Raw genomic sequence first — 22,197 nt, forward strand, 5'->3', positions numbered from 1 at the left:
GGCTCTAAATGCGGATACTGTGACAGTTAACACAACAGAGAAGATAATGAACATAACCAATAAGCGCTTCTCTATTGATTTCACCCAAAGTATTTTCAGCATCATCCAACCTCCTTCTGTAACCATACGCTCACCTCTAATTTCACTTGCTGTAGCCCTTTGACTAACTCAGAAACAAGAGATTCAACGCTATCTATATCTTCATTTACACAAGCGAGTTCAAGACATTGAGAGATATCACCCAATTCCAATGCCCCTAAATACCTCAAGCTGCCTTTAACACGATGTGCTAAATCTTTTAAAAGATGAAACTCCAACCCTATGACTAATGCCTCAAGCTGCTGAAGGTCTTCATCAGCACCAGACAAATACACATCTAATATATCTGTCGCTATATCTTGATCATCTCCACTAAGCTCTAAAAGGTGCTCTGCATTGAAATGAGTACATATCTCATCTCTATCTTCTGGATTAACCATGTTTGTAGGGTGACCTCGCTCCTCAGCCAACATCACTGTAGGGAAGGTATCGAGTGGCTCTGGGATTAGATTATGTTCAGCTATTACTAACCCTGAAGTATCACCATCAACTTCTGTGGGATGTGAGGCATGTACCACAAAATCATTTGTGCCATAGATCTCTTCTCTATCCACTATTAGCTGTTCGTAATTTTCTAGACATCTTGATTCCTGTGCAGGTAATAGCAAAATCTCGGCTGTCAGTTTTTGCTGTAAAATATCTAGCGGGCATGGTTTAGCAATATAATTATCAAACCCTGCACTTAAACAAGACTGTTCAGCTCCACTCAACGCATCGGCTGTAATAGCAATAATACGTGGGCGACTGCCTTCTCGCTCACTATTGACCTTATCAGCAAGTGCAAAACCATCCATCTCTGGCATATGACAATCTGAAATAATGATGTCGTAGTTTCCCTGCTGATACATCTGATAAGCAATAAGCCCATTCTCTGCGAGATCAACCTCAAGACCGAGGCGAGCAAGTTGGCCACCTATGACTTTTCGGTTAACAGGATTATCTTCCGCTAAAAGAATGCTGAGATTTGAAAATGATGAGCATTGCAAAATATGATCGATGTCATCGTTTGCCGTACCTTGCAGTATCCCTACCTCTTCAGTACTGACTAAATTAAGTACGATAGAAAACAAGCTACCCTTGCCAGGCATTGAAGTCACTTTAACCTCTCCACCTAGCGCTTCAGTGATCTCTTTACAGATACTTAAGCCCAATCCTGTCCCACCAAAACGACGTGTTGTATCCCCTTCAGCTTGTGTAAAGGGATCAAATAATGTTGCTATCTTCTCCGGCTCAATACCAATACCGGTATCTCTGACATCAATCCTTATTGTATGTATATTTGGCTCACAGCTATCTACAGCAAGTAGTTGAGCGCTTAGCTCTATAAACCCACTCGAGGTAAATTTAATAGAATTAGAGATTAGGTTATTGAGCAGCTGCATAACCCTTGTTGGATCGGTTAAATAATTATCACTGAGTTGTTCATCAACCCTTAAGTTGAGCTCTAAGCCTGCGTATTTTGCTTTATGACGAAAGTTATTAATTACATTAGTAAGTAACCCATCTAAATTTGAAGGCGTTTGTTCAACAGTCAGTTTACCGGCATCCATTTTAGAAAAATCTAACACATCATTCAGTAATGCCATCAAATTTTGCGCCGAGCCGTTAAGGGTATCTAACAGATCTTTTTGCTCAAGGCTTAACTTGGTATATGACAAAGCTTCAGCCATACCCAGCACTCCGTTCATCGGCGTTCTAATCTCATGACTCATACGGGCTAGAAAGTCGGTTTTTGCTCTGGCTAGCACTTCGGCATGCTCCCTCGACTTTTCCGCTAATGCGAGCGCATTAACAACCTCAAGTTTTGTTTTTCGAAGGTTGGTTAAATATATCTTTATTGCTGTGCCCAAAAAGAGTGCTAGCAATATAACAACTAGACCCGTTGTGCTAACTGTCCGGTATAGTGTCTCGTAACGTTTATCCGCCCCCTGCACTAACACAGAGCTTACCCATTTTTGATGTAGTTGATCTAACTCAATATCCCCCACACTGTGTAACCCAAGATCGAGCAAGGTTTTTAGCGCTAACTTATTCTTGTTTATCCCAAAATAATAAAGCTGATCATTCTCAAATCCCTGTGGTTTATTGACAGATAGGTGCCCCAAGTTTAGCTTATGAATTTTAAAGCTAGCATTAAGTCCGTTACCGATAAATGCATCAGCGCTGCCTTCAGCAACCGCGAGTAAAGCTTCATCCATGGTATCGACAAGTAATATTTGCTCAATGGGAAAGAGTAATTTAAGTTTTTTACTTACCTGGGTACCATCAACAGCGGAAATGACTTTATCTTTTAGCTCATCAAAGCGCAGAAACTGACTATGTCGATTGCTAACGATCACGGTCATCGAATTATCAAATGGCTGACTAAACAGCATTTCCCGTTCTCGTTGAGGGGTCTTAAATAAATTCGAAAGCAGATCGACTCGTTGATTTTTAATCGCATCGATAGCTTGATTAACAGTCGCGAAACGCTCGGCATAAAAAGTAAGGCCTGTTCGACTTCCAATGGTATCGAGTAGATCTGGAATATACCCCATCACATGGGTTTCATCTTGGATCAAGTAAGGTGGGAAACCACCATCAAAATAGGCGTAACGACTCACAGGATGTTCTAGTACATATTGCTGAAGCTCAATAGGCAGATCGGATGCATACTCACCTAACGCCGTTTTAAAAAAACGTGTTTCAGATGATATATGTTTTTGCCACATCTGAATTGAGCTGACACTATCAAAGCTCCGCATCGACTGATTAATTTTAAGCATAAGCTCACGATTTTCTCGTGAAACAGCCGCTCTCATATACAAGTTTGGTGCAGTTTTTTGAATTTTTTGAAAACGCATTCCACGCGGTAATTTTTTTAGCTCTTCACTCGCAAGCCAGGGTGCCCAACTATAAATTAGGTCTATTTCAGAATCATCAGTAATAAGATCACAAAAATTAGTCGTTTGCTTCAATAGAAATGGATTATCAAACCCCTTCCCAGTGTGAGGAAGATGTAATGCCACTTTCTTTGAAGGGCTAGAACTTCCATATTGTCGATATAACGCACCGGAAAAAGTCACGTAGGGAATACTGACATATTGATCATTTTCATGTTCAGGATGGTAGAAAGCCGCTGCCAGAATATCCACTTTCCCACCATGAAGCACTTTTGAAGATGAGAGCAGATCCACCGGTTGAAACTCAATTTCATAGTGATATTCCAGTCCCCAATCAAGCCAGTAACTTTTCAAATAGGCACGTAATTCTTGAATTTGAATATCACTTTCACCCGCTAAATGAGGCATACCTACAACGAGTATCGAGCGCGCTTTTGTCGATGAGCTCGTGAATTTTGTGACCTCCTCAGCAAAAGCAAAAATAGATACTGAGTAAGCAAAAAAGCATGAAATCAATAAACTACTTAACACCTTGAACTTTAACTTTCTTATTTTCTGACTTTTCACAACAAGCAACACCAAACCACACAGGGTAATATACAGGTGTATTTTAGTTCTTTTAGATGATAAAATCAGCATCTATTTTGCATCTTATATAAATAACCAAGGAAACCCTATGAATGAAGCTTTACATTCTCTTTCAAGTCAAAGGCCAATTTTAGTCATTGACGACTGTCCAATGTACCGAACGGCAGCAAAGGGAATGCTTCAAAAAATGGGAATTTCAGCAAGTCAGATCCTACTGGCTAAAGATGCGTATTCAGCTAAGCAATTTTGTATTACCAATGCCATACAATTAGTTTTGTGTGATTACAATCTTGGAGAAAAAACCAATGGTCACCAACTCTTAGATGAACTAATCCATAATCAGGCGCTACAACCTGACTGTGTGGTTATTATTGTTACGGGTGATGCTTCTGCCGAAGTCGTCAGAGGATTTGCCGAACTTGATGCCGATGGCTACCTAGTCAAACCACTGAACTTTAAAACACTGCAAGAGAGGTTACCTAAATTCGCTCGCCGAAAGCGAATGATAGGCAATTTGCTTGAAAGTTATGCTAAAGGCGATTATCAATTTACCATTGAGCAGGCAGAAGAAACGATAAATAAGGCCAAAGAGTTACAGCAATCAAGCCTGTTCCTTAAAGCAAGATCACTTTTTAAGTTAGGAGAATATACCGAGGCTAGAAATATTCTGGTTAGCCTGCGACAAGGCTCTGAAAAAGTGAAAGTCACCATGGAGATGGCCCGCATTGCTATCGCACAGAAACAATACTCTCTGTGTGAATCCTTGCTAGCACCACTAGAAAAAGATCCTATTAATTGCGCTGCAGCACTCGAGCTCTCCGCTGAACAGTTTATAAGACGAAATAGTTTTGTTGAAGGCTTCGAAAAAATTTCAGCATCTGTATCTAAGTCCCCAAAAAATATTGCTCGTCAGATAAGTAAAGTGCATATCGCAATGGCAATATTTGATATTGATAGTGCTGTTATTGCTGCGGAATCAGCACTGCAGCGCTCAAGGTACTCATTTAGAGAGACTATCGAACTCCATCAACTCAATGCACTACTGCTACTAGATAAAGTGCATTTAACGCCCCCTAACAGCCGGATGAAGTTACTGATGAATGTCAGCCGATGCTGCACAGGCTGGCGCAACCAATACACTAGAGATAAGTATAAGGCGTTTGAACTTCTAACATTAGCTAGAGCCAATGCAATTAGGGGGGAGATCAGTAGAGCCAGGGTATATTTCACAGAATACCAAGCTTGGCTATCTGATAATGAAGAGTATAAGCCAAATTCATACGAGCAATTTGAATTAGCAAAGCTCTATTATCTACTGAATATGCCTGAACAATACAAAGCGTCTATCGAGTCATTATTATCAAACCTTAGGCAGAGCAGTGAAACAGTAAATACCTTGTCGTTGATCCGCTATATTCAACAGTGTAGCTCAAAAATTGAGGCGTTTAAGCTTGAGGCTGAAAGCAATAAAGTCAAAGCATTGCAAAGCATTACACAAGGTAACTTTAAATTGGCTACACAATCTATGCTCAAGGCCGTAGAGCTAAATCAAGCAGACTCAGACGCTTGCTATAGATTGCTCGAATGCTTAACCCATGCATGGCCAGAGGGTTGGAGTAAAAAATCTGTAAGAGAATTAGCCATTAGGTGTAAAGAGCTACTTTTCCATGAAGAGATCACCAACAGCGTGCAACATAGAAAGCATTGTCAAACTCTTGCTAATCAACTTCAACTTACAGAATTAACGGCATGATTATGGTCAATAATATGAACGATTTAAACAATATATTGGTCATCGAAGATGACCAATTTCAACAGCAAATCATGACAAAATTACTTTCTCGGCTAACGAGTGCCAACATTGTACTTGCTGATAACGGCATAGAAGCACTCGGTAAGTTAGATAAGGGCTTAATGCCTGAGCTCATCCTATGTGATCTTAATATGCCTCATATGGATGGAGTCGAATTTTTACGTTGTTTAACAGAGCGTAATATACAATGCCCGATAACCTTAATTAGTGCAGCAGATAAAGATGTTGTTAACTCTGTGATAAAGATGGCTAATTCATATGGTCTATCTCGTGTCACCGATATCAGCAAGCCAGTGACAGCAAAACAACTTATCGCAACGCTAAATCAGCAGATGTTGGCCCCAATAAACCCCAAGAAGGGAAAACAACACTATCAGCCCACTGAACAAGAGATCTACCAAGGACTAAAAAACGGCGAGTTTGTCCCTTACTTCCAACCTCACTTGGACACTAAAACAGATAAAATCACAGGTGCTGAGGCTTTGGTACGTTGGCATCACCCTACTCAAGGAGTGCTTTCTCCATATTACTTTCTAGATACGCTAATGAAGATGGGCTTTAGCTCAATTCTCACTGAAGTTATTATTAAACAGTCAATTTTAGCCTGTCGTTCTTGGCATCAATCTGGATTTAATTTCCATATATCAGTCAATGTGTCACAAAGTGATCTGGACAAGCAGGACTTTGCTGACAATCTATTAAGGCTACTGCATAAGTATGGGCTACAGAGTAAATACCTGACCTTAGAAATTACTGAGACTGAACTGTCTTCCAATATTGGTAAACTGCTTAATACTGTAAGTCGGTTAAGACTCAATGACATTAAGATCTCAATTGATGATTTTGGTACTGGCCACTCTAGTCTAAAACAACTCATTGATACTCCCTTTAGTGAATTAAAGATCGATCAATCTTTTACTAAAAATATGCTCACAAGTAGTAAGCATATGGCTGCTGTCAAGTTTTCACTCATGCTAGCTAAGCAACTTGGTTTAAAGTCTGTTGCCGAAGGTGTTGAAACTATAGAACAAAAGAAACTTCTCAAAGAGTTAGGCTGTGATATTTTACAAGGTTACCTGATCAGCAAACCGCTAGCTGAAACAGATTTCATCAAGCTGTTTAAAAACGATACCACTGAGCCACTACTTCATCACTGAATACTTATCTGGCTCACCTAAAATGCTCCATCATTCGATAGTAGGTCATACCAATAGCCATCGCGTGATTACCCAGCCAATCATTCATGGGGATACGGATATGTTTCATGTTGGCAAACAGATCAAACTCAGTGAGTTGGCCTATGATGGCGTTAGCCATGATTTCACCCATAATGTGGGATGTGGCAACACCATGACCTGAGTATCCTTGGCAATAAAACACATTGGGGGATACTTTGCCTAGCTGCGGAATTCTATTAACCACAATCCCCGCCATACCTGTCCATTCAAACTCTATATCTATCCCCTTTAACCTAGGGAATGTCCGCTCAATTGCAGGTCTCAGCTCTGAAGCAAGATCTTTTGAATCACGACCCGAATAGTTGGTACCACCGCCAAACATTAAGCGGTTATCTGCCGTCATTCTAAAATAGTCCAACACAAAACGACTATCATAAACCGCGACATCATGAGGGTTAATGATTTTAGCAACTTCAGGCGACAGCTTCACAGTAGCGCAATTACCTAGGGAGGCAGGAAACAACATGCCACTGAGTTTATTGCGAGCCAGTTTATGGTATGCATTACCGGCAATGAGCACACTATTAGCTGTTATGGTGCCAAACTCCGTTTTTACTTGAGGTAAGTCACCGTCGAGAATATCTACAACTGGAGAATGCTCAAAAATCAGCGCTCCTTGATGCTCCGCAGCCCTCGCTTCACCGATACATAAGTTTACAGAATGCAGGTGCATATTACGCTTATTGAGCAGTCCACCATGATAAAGCGGGGTCTCTAAATATCGAGGAATATCCTGTCTAGATAAGAGTTCAACTTCATCTCCCATTCCCCGCCGAACAGCTTCATCATAGGTCTTGTGCATTTCTCCCATATGAGCGGGTTTATAGGCAGTATGTAGATGACCAAATTTAAGATCACAATCTATATTATATTTCGCCACTCGCCGCTTAATGATCTCATGGCCCCGCCACCTTAGATCCCAAACAAACTTTTCAGCTTCGCTGCCTATCAGATTCCTTAACTGCTTGGTCATCGCTCCATCACCAGACAGGCTCCCCGTGACTTGGCCACCATTGCGACCTGTTGCTCCCCACCCTATCTTATTGGCTTCTAGGATAGCGACTTTAATGCCTCGCTCAGCGAGCTCTACTGCTGTCGCAACACCGGTAAATCCACCTCCGATAATAACGACATCGACTCGTAAGTCCGCTTCGAGCCTTGGGTAATTAGTTTCATCTTTGATGGTAGCGTTATAGTAAGAATCGCAGCGTTGCTCTGACATATCTTGTCTCCGTCTGATTATTCAAGCAGAACTTATTATTTTGAGTCAAACTGTTTGTTTTATATTTTTTACACTCGTAAAGAATTTGAGTATATATCAGACAAGTTTATGATCAACAGATTTGATTTAAATATTTTACACTTAGAGAGGTTTAAACTCATTTAGTCATTTATTTTTTACATAAACCAGTGGGTATTGATATGCGTTGCAAGCTTAAGTAGCAACACATTTCAGATTAACGCTAGACAGTAAACAAGTTGGTGAGCAGAAAAATAAAAGTGAAGCCTAAGCCTCACATTCAATATTAATTTTATCCATTTATAAGGCCAGCCACTCGATTTCGGTAAGCAATCTGTCCTTATCAAATAATTTAGCGCGAAACATATCGCCACCATTAACGACCCCTACCCCCTTCGGTGTGCCGGTCATCACAATGTCACCATCTACCAAGCTCATGAAGTCAGTGATCTCTTGTAAGATATCAGCAGGCTTATTTATCATCAGGGAAATATTACCAAATTGAATGACAACATCATTAATCAACAGCTCAAACGTTAACGTATCGCTGACTTGGCCATTGTTGCTATCTAAAGTGATGAACTTAGAAAATACCACAGAACCATCAAACGCTTTGGCACGCTCCCATGGCAGGCCTTTGGCTTTAAGCTGAGTTTGTAAACCACGTTTAGTGAGATCTAATCCAAGCCCTACCGCCGTAAACTGACCATTTTCAACCATAAAGCATAACTCTGCTTCATAATGTAGCGGTTCAAGATGAACACTATTTAGCTTTGTAGATATGGCTGAATTGGGCTTGATAAATAACACCATCTGATCAGGCATATCGTTATTTAGCTCGGTAATATGCTCGACATAATTACGACCCACACACACGATTTTTGAAGGCTTTATAAGCCGATGGTCAACAGCAACAGTGTTCATCTAACACTCCTCATATCGATTTTCAAGTCAAACTAAATGACAGTAGTGTATCAAAACAAAAAGTCATTAGGGTATAGCAAAACTGCTTTCTTCTATCACATTAAGCGCTTATAAAACTAACAAGTATCATTTTAGCTAACTAGACATATCGATACCTTATTTTACTAAGCTCGATATCAAGGCGCGTAATGCTGCCGGTCTTATCATTTTGGCCATATAACGGTACCCTCTACTTTCTACATCATCGACAAGATCTTTATTGGTATTAGCCGTGATCAATACACCCGGTAAATGGCTACCATATAGGGCACGAATACCGTCCATCGCATCGACACCATTTTGATCATTATCTAAGTGATAGTCGGCTAGTATTATATCTGGGGCAACGCCTTTCAAGCCTAGTTTTATTCTTGCATCGGCGAGATCTTTTGCACAGATAACTTCACATTCCCAGCGGCTAAGTAAACTTTCAAGACCCGCTAATATCGCCTCTTCATTATCAATACACAGCACCTTAACTCCTGCTAAAGGCTGCACCATAGACGTAGATTTTTTCACTTGAGGTTCTGCAATTGCCTTTCCCTTAGGGACTCTAATTGAAAACACTGAGCCACGCCCTAATTCAGAATGCACTTTAATATCATGCTCCAATGCCCGGCTTATTCGATCGGCAATGGCTAAGCCTAATCCCAAACCGCTAACACTCCTGCTGGTTGGATTATCTAAACGCTTAAACTCCTTAAAAATCTCTGAGGTTTCACTCTCATCGATACCACATCCGGTATCCAATACTTGAATTTCAAGCTCATCTCCGCGATCTCTGCAACCAAGCAGCACACGATTGCCTTTGGCATAGCGATAAGCATTGGTCAAAAAATTCTGGAGCACTCGTCTTAACAAACCTAAATCTGAGTTTATCGACGCACTACACGGCACCATACTGAACTTGATTTGATAATCCTTAGCCATAGCCGCAAACTCTACGGCTAAGCCGTCAAGCAGTTCAGAAATAGCAAAATCACGCCTGTTAAGTTCAATCATGCCAGAATCAAGTTTTGAGATATCCAATAGATCGGTAAGCAACTCCCCTGCAATTTTTAAGGAGCTGTTAACGTGAGAGAGCGTGGTTTTACTTTCTTGATCTAAATTAGGATATTGGGATAAAGAGGCTGTAAATAGCCTAGCTGCATTGAGGGGTTGCATTAAGTCATGACCGACAGCCGCGAGAAACTTGCTCTTTGAAGCATTAGCCATCTCCTCTTGTGCCTTTGATTCAAGTAGTTGGCTGTTGAGCATGGCCAGCTCATAAGTTCGTTCTTTCACTCTGGCCTCGAGAGAATCGTTGACTTCTTGCAGCGCTTTCGCATGTTCACGGTACTGGGTAATATCGGTAAAGGTCATCACAAAACCACCACCTGGCATCGGATTCCCTTGAATCTTAATCACCTTGCCATCTTGTCGTTCGCGTTCAGATACATGTGCCGTACCATTGCGCATATGCTGAACCCGTTTCTCGATTTGAGCTTCAATGTCACCGAGTCCACAAAAACCACGCTGTGCATTAAAGCGCACCACATCACTGATCGGCATGCCTTCTTTTAAAAAATCTTGCGGATATTGATACAGCTCAGCATATTTATAATTCCAGGCAACCAGATTTAAGTCTTTATCGACCACACTCATGCCTTCATAGGCGTGCTCTATCGCCCCCCTTAGCATATCCTGGCTCAAGATAATTTTTGAAGAAGCTTCGTCGACCAAGCTAAACACTTCATCAAGTGCTAAATCACGACCTTGTTGAACCGAGTCCATCACTAAGGATGCACTCGAGCCACCGAGTACGCCGGCCAAAAGGTGCTCAGTATGGGCGATCAGTTCAACGGGAGCGGCCTTGTGCCAGCTATCACTCTTGACCGCTTCTTCGGAGAACCTAGAAAAGCTTTCATAGGCGCGTGTAGGGCTTATAAAACGACTCGCTAAAATCAATAAGTCCTGCTGAGAAACTGTCGCGACTTTACGGTTATTGTTGTTCTTTAATTCGCCCGGAGTCACAAACGCACTGGCTTGAATACGCTCCACAACGCCAGCTCTAAACCACATAGAGCCTAGAATATAACAAGACAGGTTAGCCAAGAGTGCCGTCAAGATATCTCTGACATTCGGATTTATCGATTCCAGTAAACCAAAATCATCGTTAAAGATCGCAGATGCATCTCCAGCCCCTTTTAACAAAATATAACACCAGAGACCAAAGCCCACAGCCAAGCCTAAGAGTACACCGGAGCGATTACCGTGTTTCCAATACATCCCGCCTATCAGTGCGGGAGCCAGCTGAGCAAAGGCGCCGAAAGACAGCATGCCAAGTGCAGATAAAGAATCACTGTCTATGAAAGATAGATAACTGAAATAGCCTAACCCTAAGATAATGATGATTGAAAGGCGACGAGCATTAAGCAAAAATTGAGAGAATTGACTGAAGTTTTTCTGTTTAATTTTACCTGTGCGAAGCATCACAGGCACTAACCATTCATTGCTCACCATGACACTAATGGTCACAACAGCAACAATCACCATACCCGTCGCGGCCGAGAGTGTGCCTAATAATGCAACAACAGCCAATAGAGGTTCATCTAAAGCAAGAGGCAAATTAATGACATAAGTATCAGCAGAGACGGTATCACCTAAAATGATTTTACCCGCCAAGGCCAGAGGCGCAACAAATAGCCCAAACAAGAGTAAATAAATCGGAAAAATCCAACGCGCTTTTAATAAGCTTTTTTCATCGATACATTCCACCATCATCACGTGAAACTGCCTTGGCATACACAAAAATGCAGCAATACCGACTAAAAGTTGCGGCATCAAAGATTCTATTCGTATCGCTGAATGATTGATTAAATCGCGTTCGGCGGCTTGCTGCCAGATATCACCAAACCCATCGAAGTAACCAAAACTAATGACAATACCCACCAATAAAAATGCTGCCAGCTTTACCAGTGACTCAAAAGCAATGGCCAACATCATCCCTGGGTTATGCTCTGTCGCGTCGAGTTTCCGGGTTCCGAATAAAATCGCGAACATAGCCAGTATAGCGGTAATGATTAAAGACACTTTTGCACCATCAAATGGCGAGTCTTCAGGCTGAAAAAGGTTAAGGCTAAATACCATCGCTTTAAGTTGCAACGCGATATAAGGCATGATGCCGAAAAGAGCTATTAAAGTGACAATCGCCGCAAGTAGCTGAGACTTACCGTATCGAGCCGCGATAAAGTCGGCTACTGAAGTGATGTTATGCGCTTTAGAGACGATCACCATCTTTCGCAGCAAGCCAAAACCTAGCGTAAAGATGAGTATAGGCCCGATGAAGATGGGCAAAAAAGACCAGAGATTTTGTGCCGACTGACCTACCGTACCTAAAAAGCTCCAAGATGAGCAGTAGACAGCTAGGCTTAAGCCGTAGATCCACACTTGAACTTTTTTGGTGATTTTACTAAACCAGCGTTCGGCGCCCCAGGCTAAAATAAATAGCAAGAACACATATAAAACAGCGATAACGCCTACAAAAATGGTCCAGTTCATAGAAATCTCATATTTTTAAGCTATTGTGCGACATCTAACCCAAGATATCTAGCCTTGAATGATGTCCCAACAGATTAAAAATTAAGGAAAAAATTGCACTAGACCAAGGTCTAATAGAGTACATAGGTAGGATCACTCCATACTCAGGTTACGCATTATTAGATTAAGGGAAGCCCCATGAGCACGCAGTCTCTCTATAAAGTTTCTAGCGAAATAGCTGAAAACGCACATATCAATGAAGAACAATATAAAAAGATGTACCAAGAGTCGATTGTGAATCCTGAAGGTTTCTGGAGAGAGCACGGTCAACGAATCGATTGGATTAAACCCTATACCAAAATTAAAAAGACATCTTTTGACGATCATAACCTATCTATCAACTGGTTCTACGACGGAACCCTAAATGCCTCAGCAAACTGTTTAGACCGTCATCTAGCAAAAAATGCCGACAAGGTAGCTATCATCTGGGAAGGTGATGACGCAAAAGATCAACGTACTATCACTTATGGTGAGTTACACAAAGATGTGTGTAAATTTGCCAATGCACTGCGTAGCCAAGGCGTAAGACGTGGTGATATTGTTACTGTATATATGCCAATGGTACCTGAAGCTGCAGTTGTTATGCTTGCCTGTGCCCGTATTGGTGCCGTTCATTCTGTAGTCTTCGGTGGGTTCTCACCAGACTCAATCGCATCAAGAGTTATCGACGGCAAGTCTAAAGTCATTGTCACCGCCGATGAAGGTCTTCGTGCTGGCCGTATTATTCCTTTAAAAGCTAATATTGATGAAGCTCTGTCACATCCAGATGTGGACTGCGTAGAGCGTGTTATCGTGCTTGAGCGTACTGGTGGTGATGTCGATTGGGTAGAAGGTCGTGACATCAAGTGGGACACTGTCATGGAGACGGCTTCTGAGCATTGCGTTCCAGAAGAGATGGGCGCCGAAGACCCACTATTCCTACTTTATACCTCTGGCTCTACCGGTAACCCAAAAGGAGTGCTGCACACCACAGGTGGTTACATGGTGTATGCATCGATGACCCATGAATACGTCTTCGATTACAAAGACGGAGAAGTTTACTGGTGCACCGCAGATGTAGGTTGGATAACGGGTCACTCCTATATGGTCTATGGGCCTCTGGCGAACGGTGCGACAGTGCTGATTCATGAAGGGGTACCTAACTACCCGACTCCCTCACGTTTAGGTGAAATTGTTGACCGTCACAAGGTCAACATTCTTTATACTGCCCCCACCTTAATCCGAGCACTGATGGCCGAAGGTAAAGAACAATTTGATAATTTTGATGGCAGTTCACTGCGTATCATGGGATCGGTCGGAGAGCCAATTAATCCAGAAGCATGGCGCTGGTATCATGAAGTCATCGGCCATGAGCAATGCCCGATTGTCGATACATGGTGGCAAACTGAAACCGGTGGGATTTTGATCAGCCCTCTTCCGGGTGCTATCGATACCAAGCCAGGCTCTGCAACACGTCCATTTTTCGGTGTACAACCAGCACTTGTCGACAACATGGGTAACATCGTCGAAGGGGCCGCCGAAGGTAACTTGGTTATACTCGATTCTTGGCCTGGACAGATGCGAACCGTATTTGGCGATCATGAACGTTTCGCCCTGACGTACTTTAAAACCTTCCGCGGTATGTATTTTACCGGTGATGGCGCTAAACGAGATGAAGACGGTTACTACTGGATAACGGGTCGTGTTGATGATGTTATTAACGTTTCTGGCCATAGACTCGGTACAGCCGAAGTAGAAAGTGCACTTGTCTCTCACGAGCAAGTCGCTGAAGCAGCTGTTGTTGGTTACCCTCATGATATTAAAGGCCAAGGTATCTATGCCTATGTGACGTTAACCAAAGGCTCGGTTGAAACAGAAGAGCTGCGTCAAGATCTTAGAAAGTGGGTACGTAAAGAGATTGGCGCACTCGCGACACCGGATCTTATCCAGTGGGCAGGCGGCTTACCAAAGACACGCTCAGGCAAGATCATGCGTCGCTTCTTAAGAAAGATAGCGGCAAATGAAGTGACAAACTTAGGCGACTCTTCAACATTGGCAGATCCTGCAGTGATTGATACCCTTATTGAGTCTCGTCTCAATCGCAGTGAGTAATCATTTAATCAGTAACGATTAATAGCCCGACTCTCACCAGCCCCTCTTTATGAGGGGTTTTTTATTTAATCTCAACTCAGGTCTTGCTATGCTTTGGCTTTGAATTCATTGAAAACTGATTTTTGTGCAACTAAGAGATTATCAACAAGACGCTGTCGACTCAGCGATACAGCATTTTAAGCACAGCCATGACTCAGCCGTCCTCGTACTACCCACAGGTGCAGGAAAAAGTATCGTCATCGCTGAACTTGCCAGAATCGCCAATGGTCGCGTACTTGTATTAACCCATGTCAAAGAGCTGGTCGCTCAAAATGCAGAAAAAATCGGTCTACTCACAACCCAAGCTGGAATTTATTCTGCAGGTCTTAAGCAAAAATCCACTCAACAAAAAACAGTCGTCGCCAGTATTCAATCCGCTGTTAGGGCGCCAGAGAAGTTCGATAAGCCTTTTTCTTTGGTCATTATTGATGAGTGCCACCGAGTTAGCCAAGATGAAGAGAGTCAATACCAGACACTGCTTACACACCTTAAGAATAAAAGCCCAAAATTGAGACTACTTGGGCTAACCGCTACGCCCTACCGACTCGATCTAGGTTGGATATATCGCTATCACTATCATGGAAAAATAGGTAACCCCGATAAAGCCGTATTCGAGCATTGCATTTTTGAATTATCGATGCGACCTCTGGTCAAGCAAGGATTCTTGAGCACACCAAAAGTATTCGATGGCCTTTCAGCCCAATATGACTTTAGTGCTTTATCGGCCTCAGCGACTGGCCAATATCAGGAGAGTGAGGTCAATGACCTGCTGAGCCATAGTGGCAGAGCGACCACAGCAATCGTCAAACAACTCGTTGAAATTGGCAGAAGCCGCCAGGGCGTGATCATCTTTGCCGCCACTGTGCGTCATGCTAAAGAGATAATGCAGCTATTGTCCAAGGAAGCTGCTGCGCTTATTACAGGCAATACCAGCTCAGATGATAGAGATGCCATAATAACGAGTTTTAAAGCTAAAGAGCTCAAATACCTCATCAACGTAGCAGTGTTAACCACAGGCTTCGATGCACCTCATGTTGATCTGATCGCCATCCTTCGTCCAACAGCATCTGTGAGTCTATTTCAGCAGATGGTAGGACGCGGTTTAAGAATTTGTGAGGGAAAAACTGAATGCCTGATTATCGACTATGCGGCTAATGGCTACGATCTGTTTTTTCCAGAAGTAGGTCAGAATAAATCAAACAGTAAAAGTGTGCCTGTACAGGTACATTGCCCTGTCTGTCAATTTGCTAATATCTTTTGGGGATTGGTCGATGATGACGGTGATATCATTGAACACTTTGGACGCCGATGTCAGGCACTCGTAGAACACGATGGACATAAACAGCAATGTGATTTTAGATTCAGATCTAAGTCTTGCCCTAATTGTGGTGAAGAAAATGATATCGCAGCTAGGATCTGCCACAGCTGTGACTGCGTATTAATCGATCCAGATAAACGTCTTAAAGAGGTCCTGCAACAACGCCATCATCACCTGTTTAAGTGCGATGCTATGGTATTTGAACAAGATCAGCAGAGATTAATCGTCAGGTATATAGACCAAGAAGGTAACGATTTTTGCCGTTATTTCAAGTTCGACACTAAGCCACAGATTAAAGCGTTTTACGCCATATTTATTTTAACTCACACGCGTACGCCGGGCACTAAGCATCCGAACTATACAAAAATAGAGCAAGTCATCGCTGATCGAAACAAATTTAAAATGCCTGATTTATTACTATTAAAGAAGCACAAAAAAGGCTGGGATTTGGTAGAAAACTTTTTCGATTACACCGGCCGTTATCAAACTCAAAATAATTTCCTCGAGTAGATATTAGGCATTTTAAGTCTTTTTATGGTATAAATGCGCCGACTAAATTTTCAGGAGTTAATATGTTTGTAGACATAAACCATTATCCCTACAAATATTTAAAACCTAAGAATCATGGTGGTAAATGACTGATTTTACAGGAAGAGATGCTATTCCATATGCACGTTTTTCAAGTGCAATACAGCAAAATGGCATGTCTCTAGAACGCCAAGGAAATGCTTTCGGGAATTTTATAGCAAAAACAGGTGCTAACCCAAGACGCGACTTAAGAATGGATGATCGTGGTAAGTCTGCTTTTAAAGGGCAACACGTTCTTGAAAATGGCGCACTAGGCAACTTTCTATACCAACTTGATAACGGTGACTTGTCACTTTCAACAGCTCCTCTCCCCTTACTTGTTGTTGAAGAAGTAGATCGTTTAACTCGATTAGAGCCAGATGACGGACAAGAGCTATTGCTTAGATTAATGCGATACGTTGATATCTGTGTTGTCGATCCATCAGGCTCAAGCTATCAGCTTTTTTCGCGTAAAGGACAAGGCTCTGATATTGGCTCAACTATTCAACTTATTCTAAAAATCTATGGCGCACACGAACACTCTGAAAAGCTTTCTAAGCGTATTGGTGAAGCACATGCTAAATCACTATCTGAGGCTGTCATCGATGGTAAGCCGCTTCGATACGGTACATACCCATTTTGGTTACGTAAAAATGGCGACAAGTACGAACTAGTTGATATGTGGGTTCGTCTACTTAATGAAGTTTATGTAATGTTGGGTAATGGGGTTGCTCCTGCGGATATAGCCAATATCTTAAACGAAAAAGGTTATGCGGTTCCCAGAACAAAACGCGGCCATAATAATGAAGTTTTAGAACATCAAAATAACCGTTGGAATACAAACAGAGTTAGAGTTTTATACAAAGATAGAAAGCCTATAGGCAAAATGAAACCTGTTAATCATAAAACAGAGATTGATCTGTACCCACCAGCTATTTCGGAAGATCTATTTTACAAAGCTATGGCTATTGTAAGCAGGAGAAAGCGCGGCTCAGGCAATAAAATAGGAAGAGTTAAATCATTATTCGCTGGTTTCACATACTGCTATGCTTGCGGGAAGCGTATGCACACAGATACCAGAATTAGAAATGAAGTGAGTGATGTTAGAATGCGCTGTTCATCACGTGGGTCATCAACCCTAAAAGATCGTGCATGTGATTGTGGTTACATAAGCATGGATTTCGAAGAAAGACTTCTTATTTTGTTAATTGATAAAGTGGTTTTATCTGACTTACTAGTAACTCCTACCGATAATCAAGAAAGTATTTTAAGGTCAAAGATTTCAATTTGTGAACAAGAAATTTCTGAGTTTAATAAGCTACTTGAAACATCAACAGCTCCTGCCCTATTCCGCGGTTTAGCTGCACAAGAAGATGAACAGAAAGACCTAAAGGAGAAACTGTTATCACTTGCTCCAGCAAACAACAATTTAATCACTGATAATTACAAAGAAATTGCAAATCTAGCTCATGCTTCTTTAGATCCTAAGAACGAAACTGAAAGGGCTAGAATGAATGTGCTAATAAACTCAATTATTGACCGTGTGGAGCTTTATAAGAAGGTAAATCAGGCCAGTGTCATCATAGTTAATTTTAAATCTGGAATAAGACGGATGTACACACAAAGCAAAAATGTTCCAGATTGGGAAATCATTCAGCTTGAACCCAAATTAGAGCAACAACACAATAGAAAATAACACCGACTTAGCTAGTAACAGGGGGAAGCATGGACTAGACCTCCCCTCCTTATAAAAGCAATATTCATAGCTCGCTATTGTATGTTGTGTTTCATTAAAAAGTGCTCTTCATTTAGTAACCCCTTTACCTTTTGGAAATCAATATTATTGTGAACTTAGCTACCTTGTGGGTGTTCTTATGGGATAGATTTGGTTCTATTGCGCCCCCACTTAGTTAAAGTACTAATCACAGGAGAGGTTTAGAGTAGTTCCTAAAAGGTGAACTGTTTTAGTTCTAGTGGTTTTATGTGTTATTTGATATCAAATACGCACTTAGCCCTACCACAAAACCCTGTTTAAGCCTTATAAAAGGTCAGTATGAATTTTAAGTGGAGTCTGTGAGCCTATGATGACTCAGGCTACCTAAATGACTGTGATAATATATCTATAGTGTGTAGAAAATAAGTCAATCATCCTTCGAGATGGTTTTGTCTCAAATAGTTCCTTTAATATACCGTGATTTGTGATGTATGGGGGAAAGGTGTTTAGAGATAGGTATCACCTGTATAAAAGTAGCGCAGGGCTTTTAAGTGCCTGGACACTTTTGTTCAGTACGTCCCCCACTTATAGCTAAAAACAATGATTTATGGTTGAGTTTATTATTGTGCGTGGTGGGTTGTGTATATGTAATATTAATAATTAAAGGATATGGGCTTGGTGTAAGTTGGTACTATAACTATTACTTTATTAAATGTATAAAAAAGCCCCAGCTGTTTAGGCTAGGGCTATTGTTGTTATCGTGTTTATTTAAAGTGATTCAGTACTTTGTATTCAATACCATTATTACTGGCTTTTATTATTTCTACATTTGAACCCTTGTAAGAAATAATATTGCTTTCAGATAAATCATATTCAACGTTTACTGTAAATGCTTGTCTAGCTGTGCCATTTGAATATTCACGGTAGCTAAACCTTACTTTATTTTGAACCTTACCTGTATAGATCAGTTCTTGGATAAATGAATCAGTTGAATACATTGATATACTTTTAATACGCGGCTTAACTTCAGAACAAAAAGCTGTTCCAAAAGAACCAAAGAAACATAGGTTTTTAGTATTACCATCAATATATGGTTTAGCTGGCGAAGCTCCACCTAATGCGCTCATTATTCCAGTTCCATATCCATGTTCAGGTTTGTACACCGTGTGTTCATCTTTAACGCCTATTTTGTGGTAAGTTCCTGCCATAACTACACCATCAAATATACTTACGTTATCATCAAGTGTGAAACCATCAACTGTGATTTTCTTACCTGATTCAAGCATCCTTTCACCAAGGCTAACTTTGGTTACTTGTTTAGTTGCTGGAAATTTAATAACTTCAACCTCTGGAAGTGTTGGTGTGTGGTTTGATACACAACCTGTTAAAGCTGTTAAAGCTACTAAACTTGCCAATATTAATTTTTTCATAAATCTTCGTTACCCTTTCTTATCTTAGGCTTATTACCTAAGTGTTTAATACCGTGCTTAAATTTATAGTCACTAACGATTGCGCCTAGTTCTTCATTGTTTCTTACATGATGATTGTCTACTTTAAAATCATCAGAAAGGCGTAACTCTTCAATTCTCTGTTTCATTCCAGCTGAACGCTTCCATGACTTCATATCTTCGTTCAGTTCCTGATCAGAAAGATGCATCAGATTAACGTGAGTAGTAAAGAAAGCTTTCTTTAGTTTCTTTGAGTGTATAACTTTTAAACCATAAATCATTTGCATACCAAAGATAAGTTATTGCCGTCATTTAAAAAACCAGATCCATCAACGTAGAAAGTTTTAAATCCAGTGTACCCACCATAGCTATTCTTTGCATTCCTTTCACCGCAAACAATCCTTACAGCATCTGGTAAAGATGCTCCACTATAATCACCACCACGTTTAATTTTAAAGTTTCTGAACTGCACTGACTCTGGATCTTTCAGTTTTACTGAAGCAATATCACTAACGGTTTTTTTAATTTGAGAATCATTCATACCGTTGAATATATTACTTGAAGCATTCTTCATGTAATCAGGTGTTGAACCACAACCTGTTAGAGCTAGTAAAGCTGCTAATATAATAATCTTTTTCATTTCACTACTACCTTAGTAGTTACTTTCGTACTTACTTTTATTTGGTTTATCGTTGGCAATACAGTTCCCTGAATTTTTGCGATAGCAGCTTGGTTAGCAGGTGAATTGAATAGGTTTTCAAACTTTGCCTGATCCCACATGTTCATGCTGGCGTACTCAGGCAATGTGATAACGCCATCCTCAAATATCTTAACTGTGTAATGCTCACCCTTTGGTGCTGAACTACAACCTGTTGCAGCTAGTAAAGCAATTAGTAATAATTTCTTCATTATCAATAACCGAGATACTTTTTACATTTACTCAATGTTTGAGTATTTTCATGCATAATTTCTGCTTCAGCGGCTAATTTTGTGAACTCAAGCAAATTATCAGTTTCTGACATTTTATTAAACCACTCTGATTTAAACTTTTCTGCCGCATCATTCAAACCAGCATCAGTTGCCAATTTCTCACAAACGATCATTGCACCTGCATAGAATGCATCTTTTTCAATATCTGCATTTGCACTAGCACTTGTTCCAGCTAATATAGCCATCAATAATACTTTTTTCATTTTGAATCTCAAAGATACGATATCCGCTGGTGATTATACATCTGCATACTCAGCCGTCAACCTGATAGCGATTAGGCTTGGTGAAGCCACAAAAGGTTTACGTGCTTTCTATTTGACGGCACTAATCCACTATTTCCATATCAAAATTTGAAAACGGTTCTGAGGCTGAACTAACCCATTAGCTTTAAGTTTTGAAAATCCTATGTTTACTTACCATCGAGCTATAGCCCTACACCGTAACCAATAGAGTATACTCATACGAACACAACAAGGTGAATACGCATACCGTGTTCATTAGGGTTGAAATCCAGAGGTGAATACGGCATTATCATAATCTCTAGAGGCAAATGAACACAGTAAGGGGTACAAAATGGCTAAAGTTGGATATGTGAGAGTTTCATCAGTTCAGCAGAACACAGATCGCCAACTGGATAATGTTGAGTTAGATAAAGTATTCACTGATAAGTGTTCAGGTGGTTCAACTAACAGGCCAGCACTTGAGCAGTTGATCGAGTACGTGCGTTCAGGTGATACCGTTGTTGTTCATAGCATTGATAGATTAGCGCGTTCTATTGATGATCTACGTGGAATGGTTAAATCTTGGAACAATGCGGGTATCACTGTTCAGTTCATTAAAGAGGGTTTAGTGTTCAATGCTGAGGATACATCACCAATTGCTGAGCTAATGCTTAACATGTTGGGCTCAATTGCACAGTTCGAGAAAGCATTGATCAATGAGAGGCAAGCAGAGGGGATCGCCAAAGCAAAGAGCAAAGGCATTTACACTGGTAGAAAGGCCAATACAGCCAAGCACAGCGATATTAAAGAGTTATTGGTTCAAGGTATGAGTATTAGAAAGATAGCCGCTGAGCTTGATTGTGGGGTTTCTACAGTACAGCGAGTAAAGAAAGAAATGATTTAATTAGATGAGATTTCAGGCAGGTACTAAGCCAGATTTTAAGCAGTTCATTTTAAAAGTGAGCTGCTTTTTTATGGGCTTAGTTCATAGTTTTCGATGTAGTACTTAACCCTTACGGGTAGTTTTATGTATTTAGAGCACCTTACTAAAAATCTTATGCATAGATCCAGTAGATCAGCTGTAAGCATTGGTATCAATAGGTTTGAGGTTTAGCCAAAACCTAGAATACATAAGATAACATAAGCCATTATCATTTAGTGATCTTAGTTACTGGGTTTCTATGTGGTATTTGATAACAAAAACGAATTACCATCTTAGCCATATAAAAAATAAATCCATATTTTGAATGGGGTTAGTGGGTTTGTGCCGTGTTTACCTATATCCCTGTATAGGGGGCTTGCTGATCTAGAATGTTGATTAACAAGTCCACTAGCATGATATTTTATTATCTGTATTGAATGCCAACATAGCTACACGTGGGCAACGTGGGCAACGTGGGCAACGTG

15 protein-coding genes are annotated in these 22,197 nt (G+C 40.9%); 6 read left to right on the forward strand and 9 right to left on the reverse strand.

Annotated elements, in window-relative coordinates:
• Positions 1 to 101: 101 nt before the first annotated feature.
• A complete protein-coding gene (locus FM038_RS13940; protein WP_185965695.1) occupies positions 102 to 3,548 on the reverse strand; it encodes an ATP-binding protein in 3,447 nt (1,148 codons plus the stop codon).
• Between the two features lie 109 nt (positions 3,549 to 3,657).
• Between FM038_RS13940 and FM038_RS13945 the strand changes: the two genes are divergently transcribed.
• Both FM038_RS13945 and FM038_RS13950 read left to right on the forward strand, forming a co-directional pair.
• Positions 3,658 to 5,322 (forward strand): response regulator, encoded by a 1,665-nt coding sequence (locus FM038_RS13945; RefSeq protein WP_142871095.1) that lies wholly within the window; start codon positions 3,658 to 3,660, stop codon positions 5,320 to 5,322.
• Positions 5,323 to 5,336: 14 nt separating this feature from the next.
• Positions 5,337 to 6,539, forward strand: coding sequence for an EAL domain-containing response regulator (locus FM038_RS13950; protein WP_185965696.1), 1,203 nt, complete (start codon positions 5,337 to 5,339; stop codon positions 6,537 to 6,539).
• Positions 6,540 to 6,552: 13 nt separating this feature from the next.
• Here the strand turns inward: FM038_RS13950 and FM038_RS13955 are convergent, their stop codons facing one another.
• The 3 genes from FM038_RS13955 to FM038_RS13965 form a co-directional block, all read right to left on the reverse strand.
• Positions 6,553 to 7,842, reverse strand: coding sequence for an NAD(P)/FAD-dependent oxidoreductase (locus FM038_RS13955; protein ID WP_142871097.1), 1,290 nt, complete (start codon positions 7,840 to 7,842; stop codon positions 6,553 to 6,555).
• A 318-nt stretch (positions 7,843 to 8,160) separates the two neighbouring features.
• A complete protein-coding gene (locus FM038_RS13960) occupies positions 8,161 to 8,784 on the reverse strand; it encodes a fumarylacetoacetate hydrolase family protein (RefSeq protein ID WP_195873040.1) in 624 nt (207 codons plus the stop codon).
• A 156-nt stretch (positions 8,785 to 8,940) separates the two neighbouring features.
• Complete coding sequence (locus tag FM038_RS13965; protein WP_195873041.1) at positions 8,941 to 12,363, reverse strand: hybrid sensor histidine kinase/response regulator; 3,423 nt, start codon at positions 12,361 to 12,363, stop codon at positions 8,941 to 8,943.
• 177 nt (positions 12,364 to 12,540) lie between these two features.
• Here FM038_RS13965 and acs point away from each other — a divergent pair, with 177 nt between their 5' ends.
• The 3 genes from acs (at position 12,541) to FM038_RS13980 (ending at position 18,113) form a co-directional block, all read left to right on the forward strand.
• Positions 12,541 to 14,493 carry an acetate--CoA ligase gene (acs, locus tag FM038_RS13970; RefSeq protein ID WP_142871098.1) on the forward strand — a complete coding sequence of 651 codons (1,953 nt, stop codon included), beginning with the start codon at positions 12,541 to 12,543 and terminating at the stop codon, positions 14,491 to 14,493.
• Between the two features lie 118 nt (positions 14,494 to 14,611).
• Positions 14,612 to 16,360, forward strand: a complete 1,749-nt coding sequence (radD, locus tag FM038_RS13975) for a DNA repair helicase RadD (RefSeq protein ID WP_142871099.1) — start codon at positions 14,612 to 14,614, stop codon at positions 16,358 to 16,360.
• A 124-nt stretch (positions 16,361 to 16,484) separates the two neighbouring features.
• Positions 16,485 to 18,113, forward strand: a complete 1,629-nt coding sequence (locus FM038_RS13980; RefSeq protein ID WP_195873042.1) for a recombinase family protein — start codon at positions 16,485 to 16,487, stop codon at positions 18,111 to 18,113.
• A 782-nt stretch (positions 18,114 to 18,895) separates the two neighbouring features.
• Here FM038_RS13980 and FM038_RS13985 read toward each other — a convergent pair.
• The 5 genes from FM038_RS13985 to FM038_RS14005 are packed head-to-tail and all read right to left on the reverse strand — an operon-like array spanning position 18,896 to position 20,772.
• On the reverse strand, positions 18,896 to 19,561 hold the full coding sequence (locus tag FM038_RS13985) for a hypothetical protein (RefSeq protein ID WP_195873043.1): 666 nt from the start codon (positions 19,559 to 19,561) through the stop codon (positions 18,896 to 18,898).
• Positions 19,558 to 19,860 carry a hypothetical protein gene (locus FM038_RS13990; RefSeq protein ID WP_195873044.1) on the reverse strand — a complete coding sequence of 101 codons (303 nt, stop codon included), beginning with the start codon at positions 19,858 to 19,860 and terminating at the stop codon, positions 19,558 to 19,560. The genes FM038_RS13985 and FM038_RS13990 overlap by 4 nt, the downstream gene beginning before the upstream one ends.
• Complete coding sequence (locus FM038_RS13995) at positions 19,857 to 20,219, reverse strand: hypothetical protein (RefSeq protein ID WP_195873045.1); 363 nt, start codon at positions 20,217 to 20,219, stop codon at positions 19,857 to 19,859. The genes FM038_RS13990 and FM038_RS13995 overlap by 4 nt, the downstream gene beginning before the upstream one ends.
• Positions 20,216 to 20,488 carry a hypothetical protein gene (locus FM038_RS14000; protein WP_195873046.1) on the reverse strand — a complete coding sequence of 91 codons (273 nt, stop codon included), beginning with the start codon at positions 20,486 to 20,488 and terminating at the stop codon, positions 20,216 to 20,218. The genes FM038_RS13995 and FM038_RS14000 overlap by 4 nt, the downstream gene beginning before the upstream one ends.
• Positions 20,489 to 20,490: 2 nt before the next feature.
• Positions 20,491 to 20,772, reverse strand: coding sequence for a hypothetical protein (locus FM038_RS14005; RefSeq protein ID WP_195873047.1), 282 nt, complete (start codon positions 20,770 to 20,772; stop codon positions 20,491 to 20,493).
• Between the two features lie 370 nt (positions 20,773 to 21,142).
• Between FM038_RS14005 and FM038_RS14010 the strand changes: the two genes are divergently transcribed.
• Positions 21,143 to 21,694 (forward strand): recombinase family protein, encoded by a 552-nt coding sequence (locus tag FM038_RS14010; protein WP_195873048.1) that lies wholly within the window; start codon positions 21,143 to 21,145, stop codon positions 21,692 to 21,694.
• Positions 21,695 to 22,197: the final 503 nt, after the last annotated feature.

The sequence above is a fragment of the Shewanella eurypsychrophilus genome (genome assembly GCF_007004545.3).
Classification (GTDB): Bacteria; Pseudomonadota; Gammaproteobacteria; order Enterobacterales; family Shewanellaceae; genus Shewanella; species Shewanella eurypsychrophilus.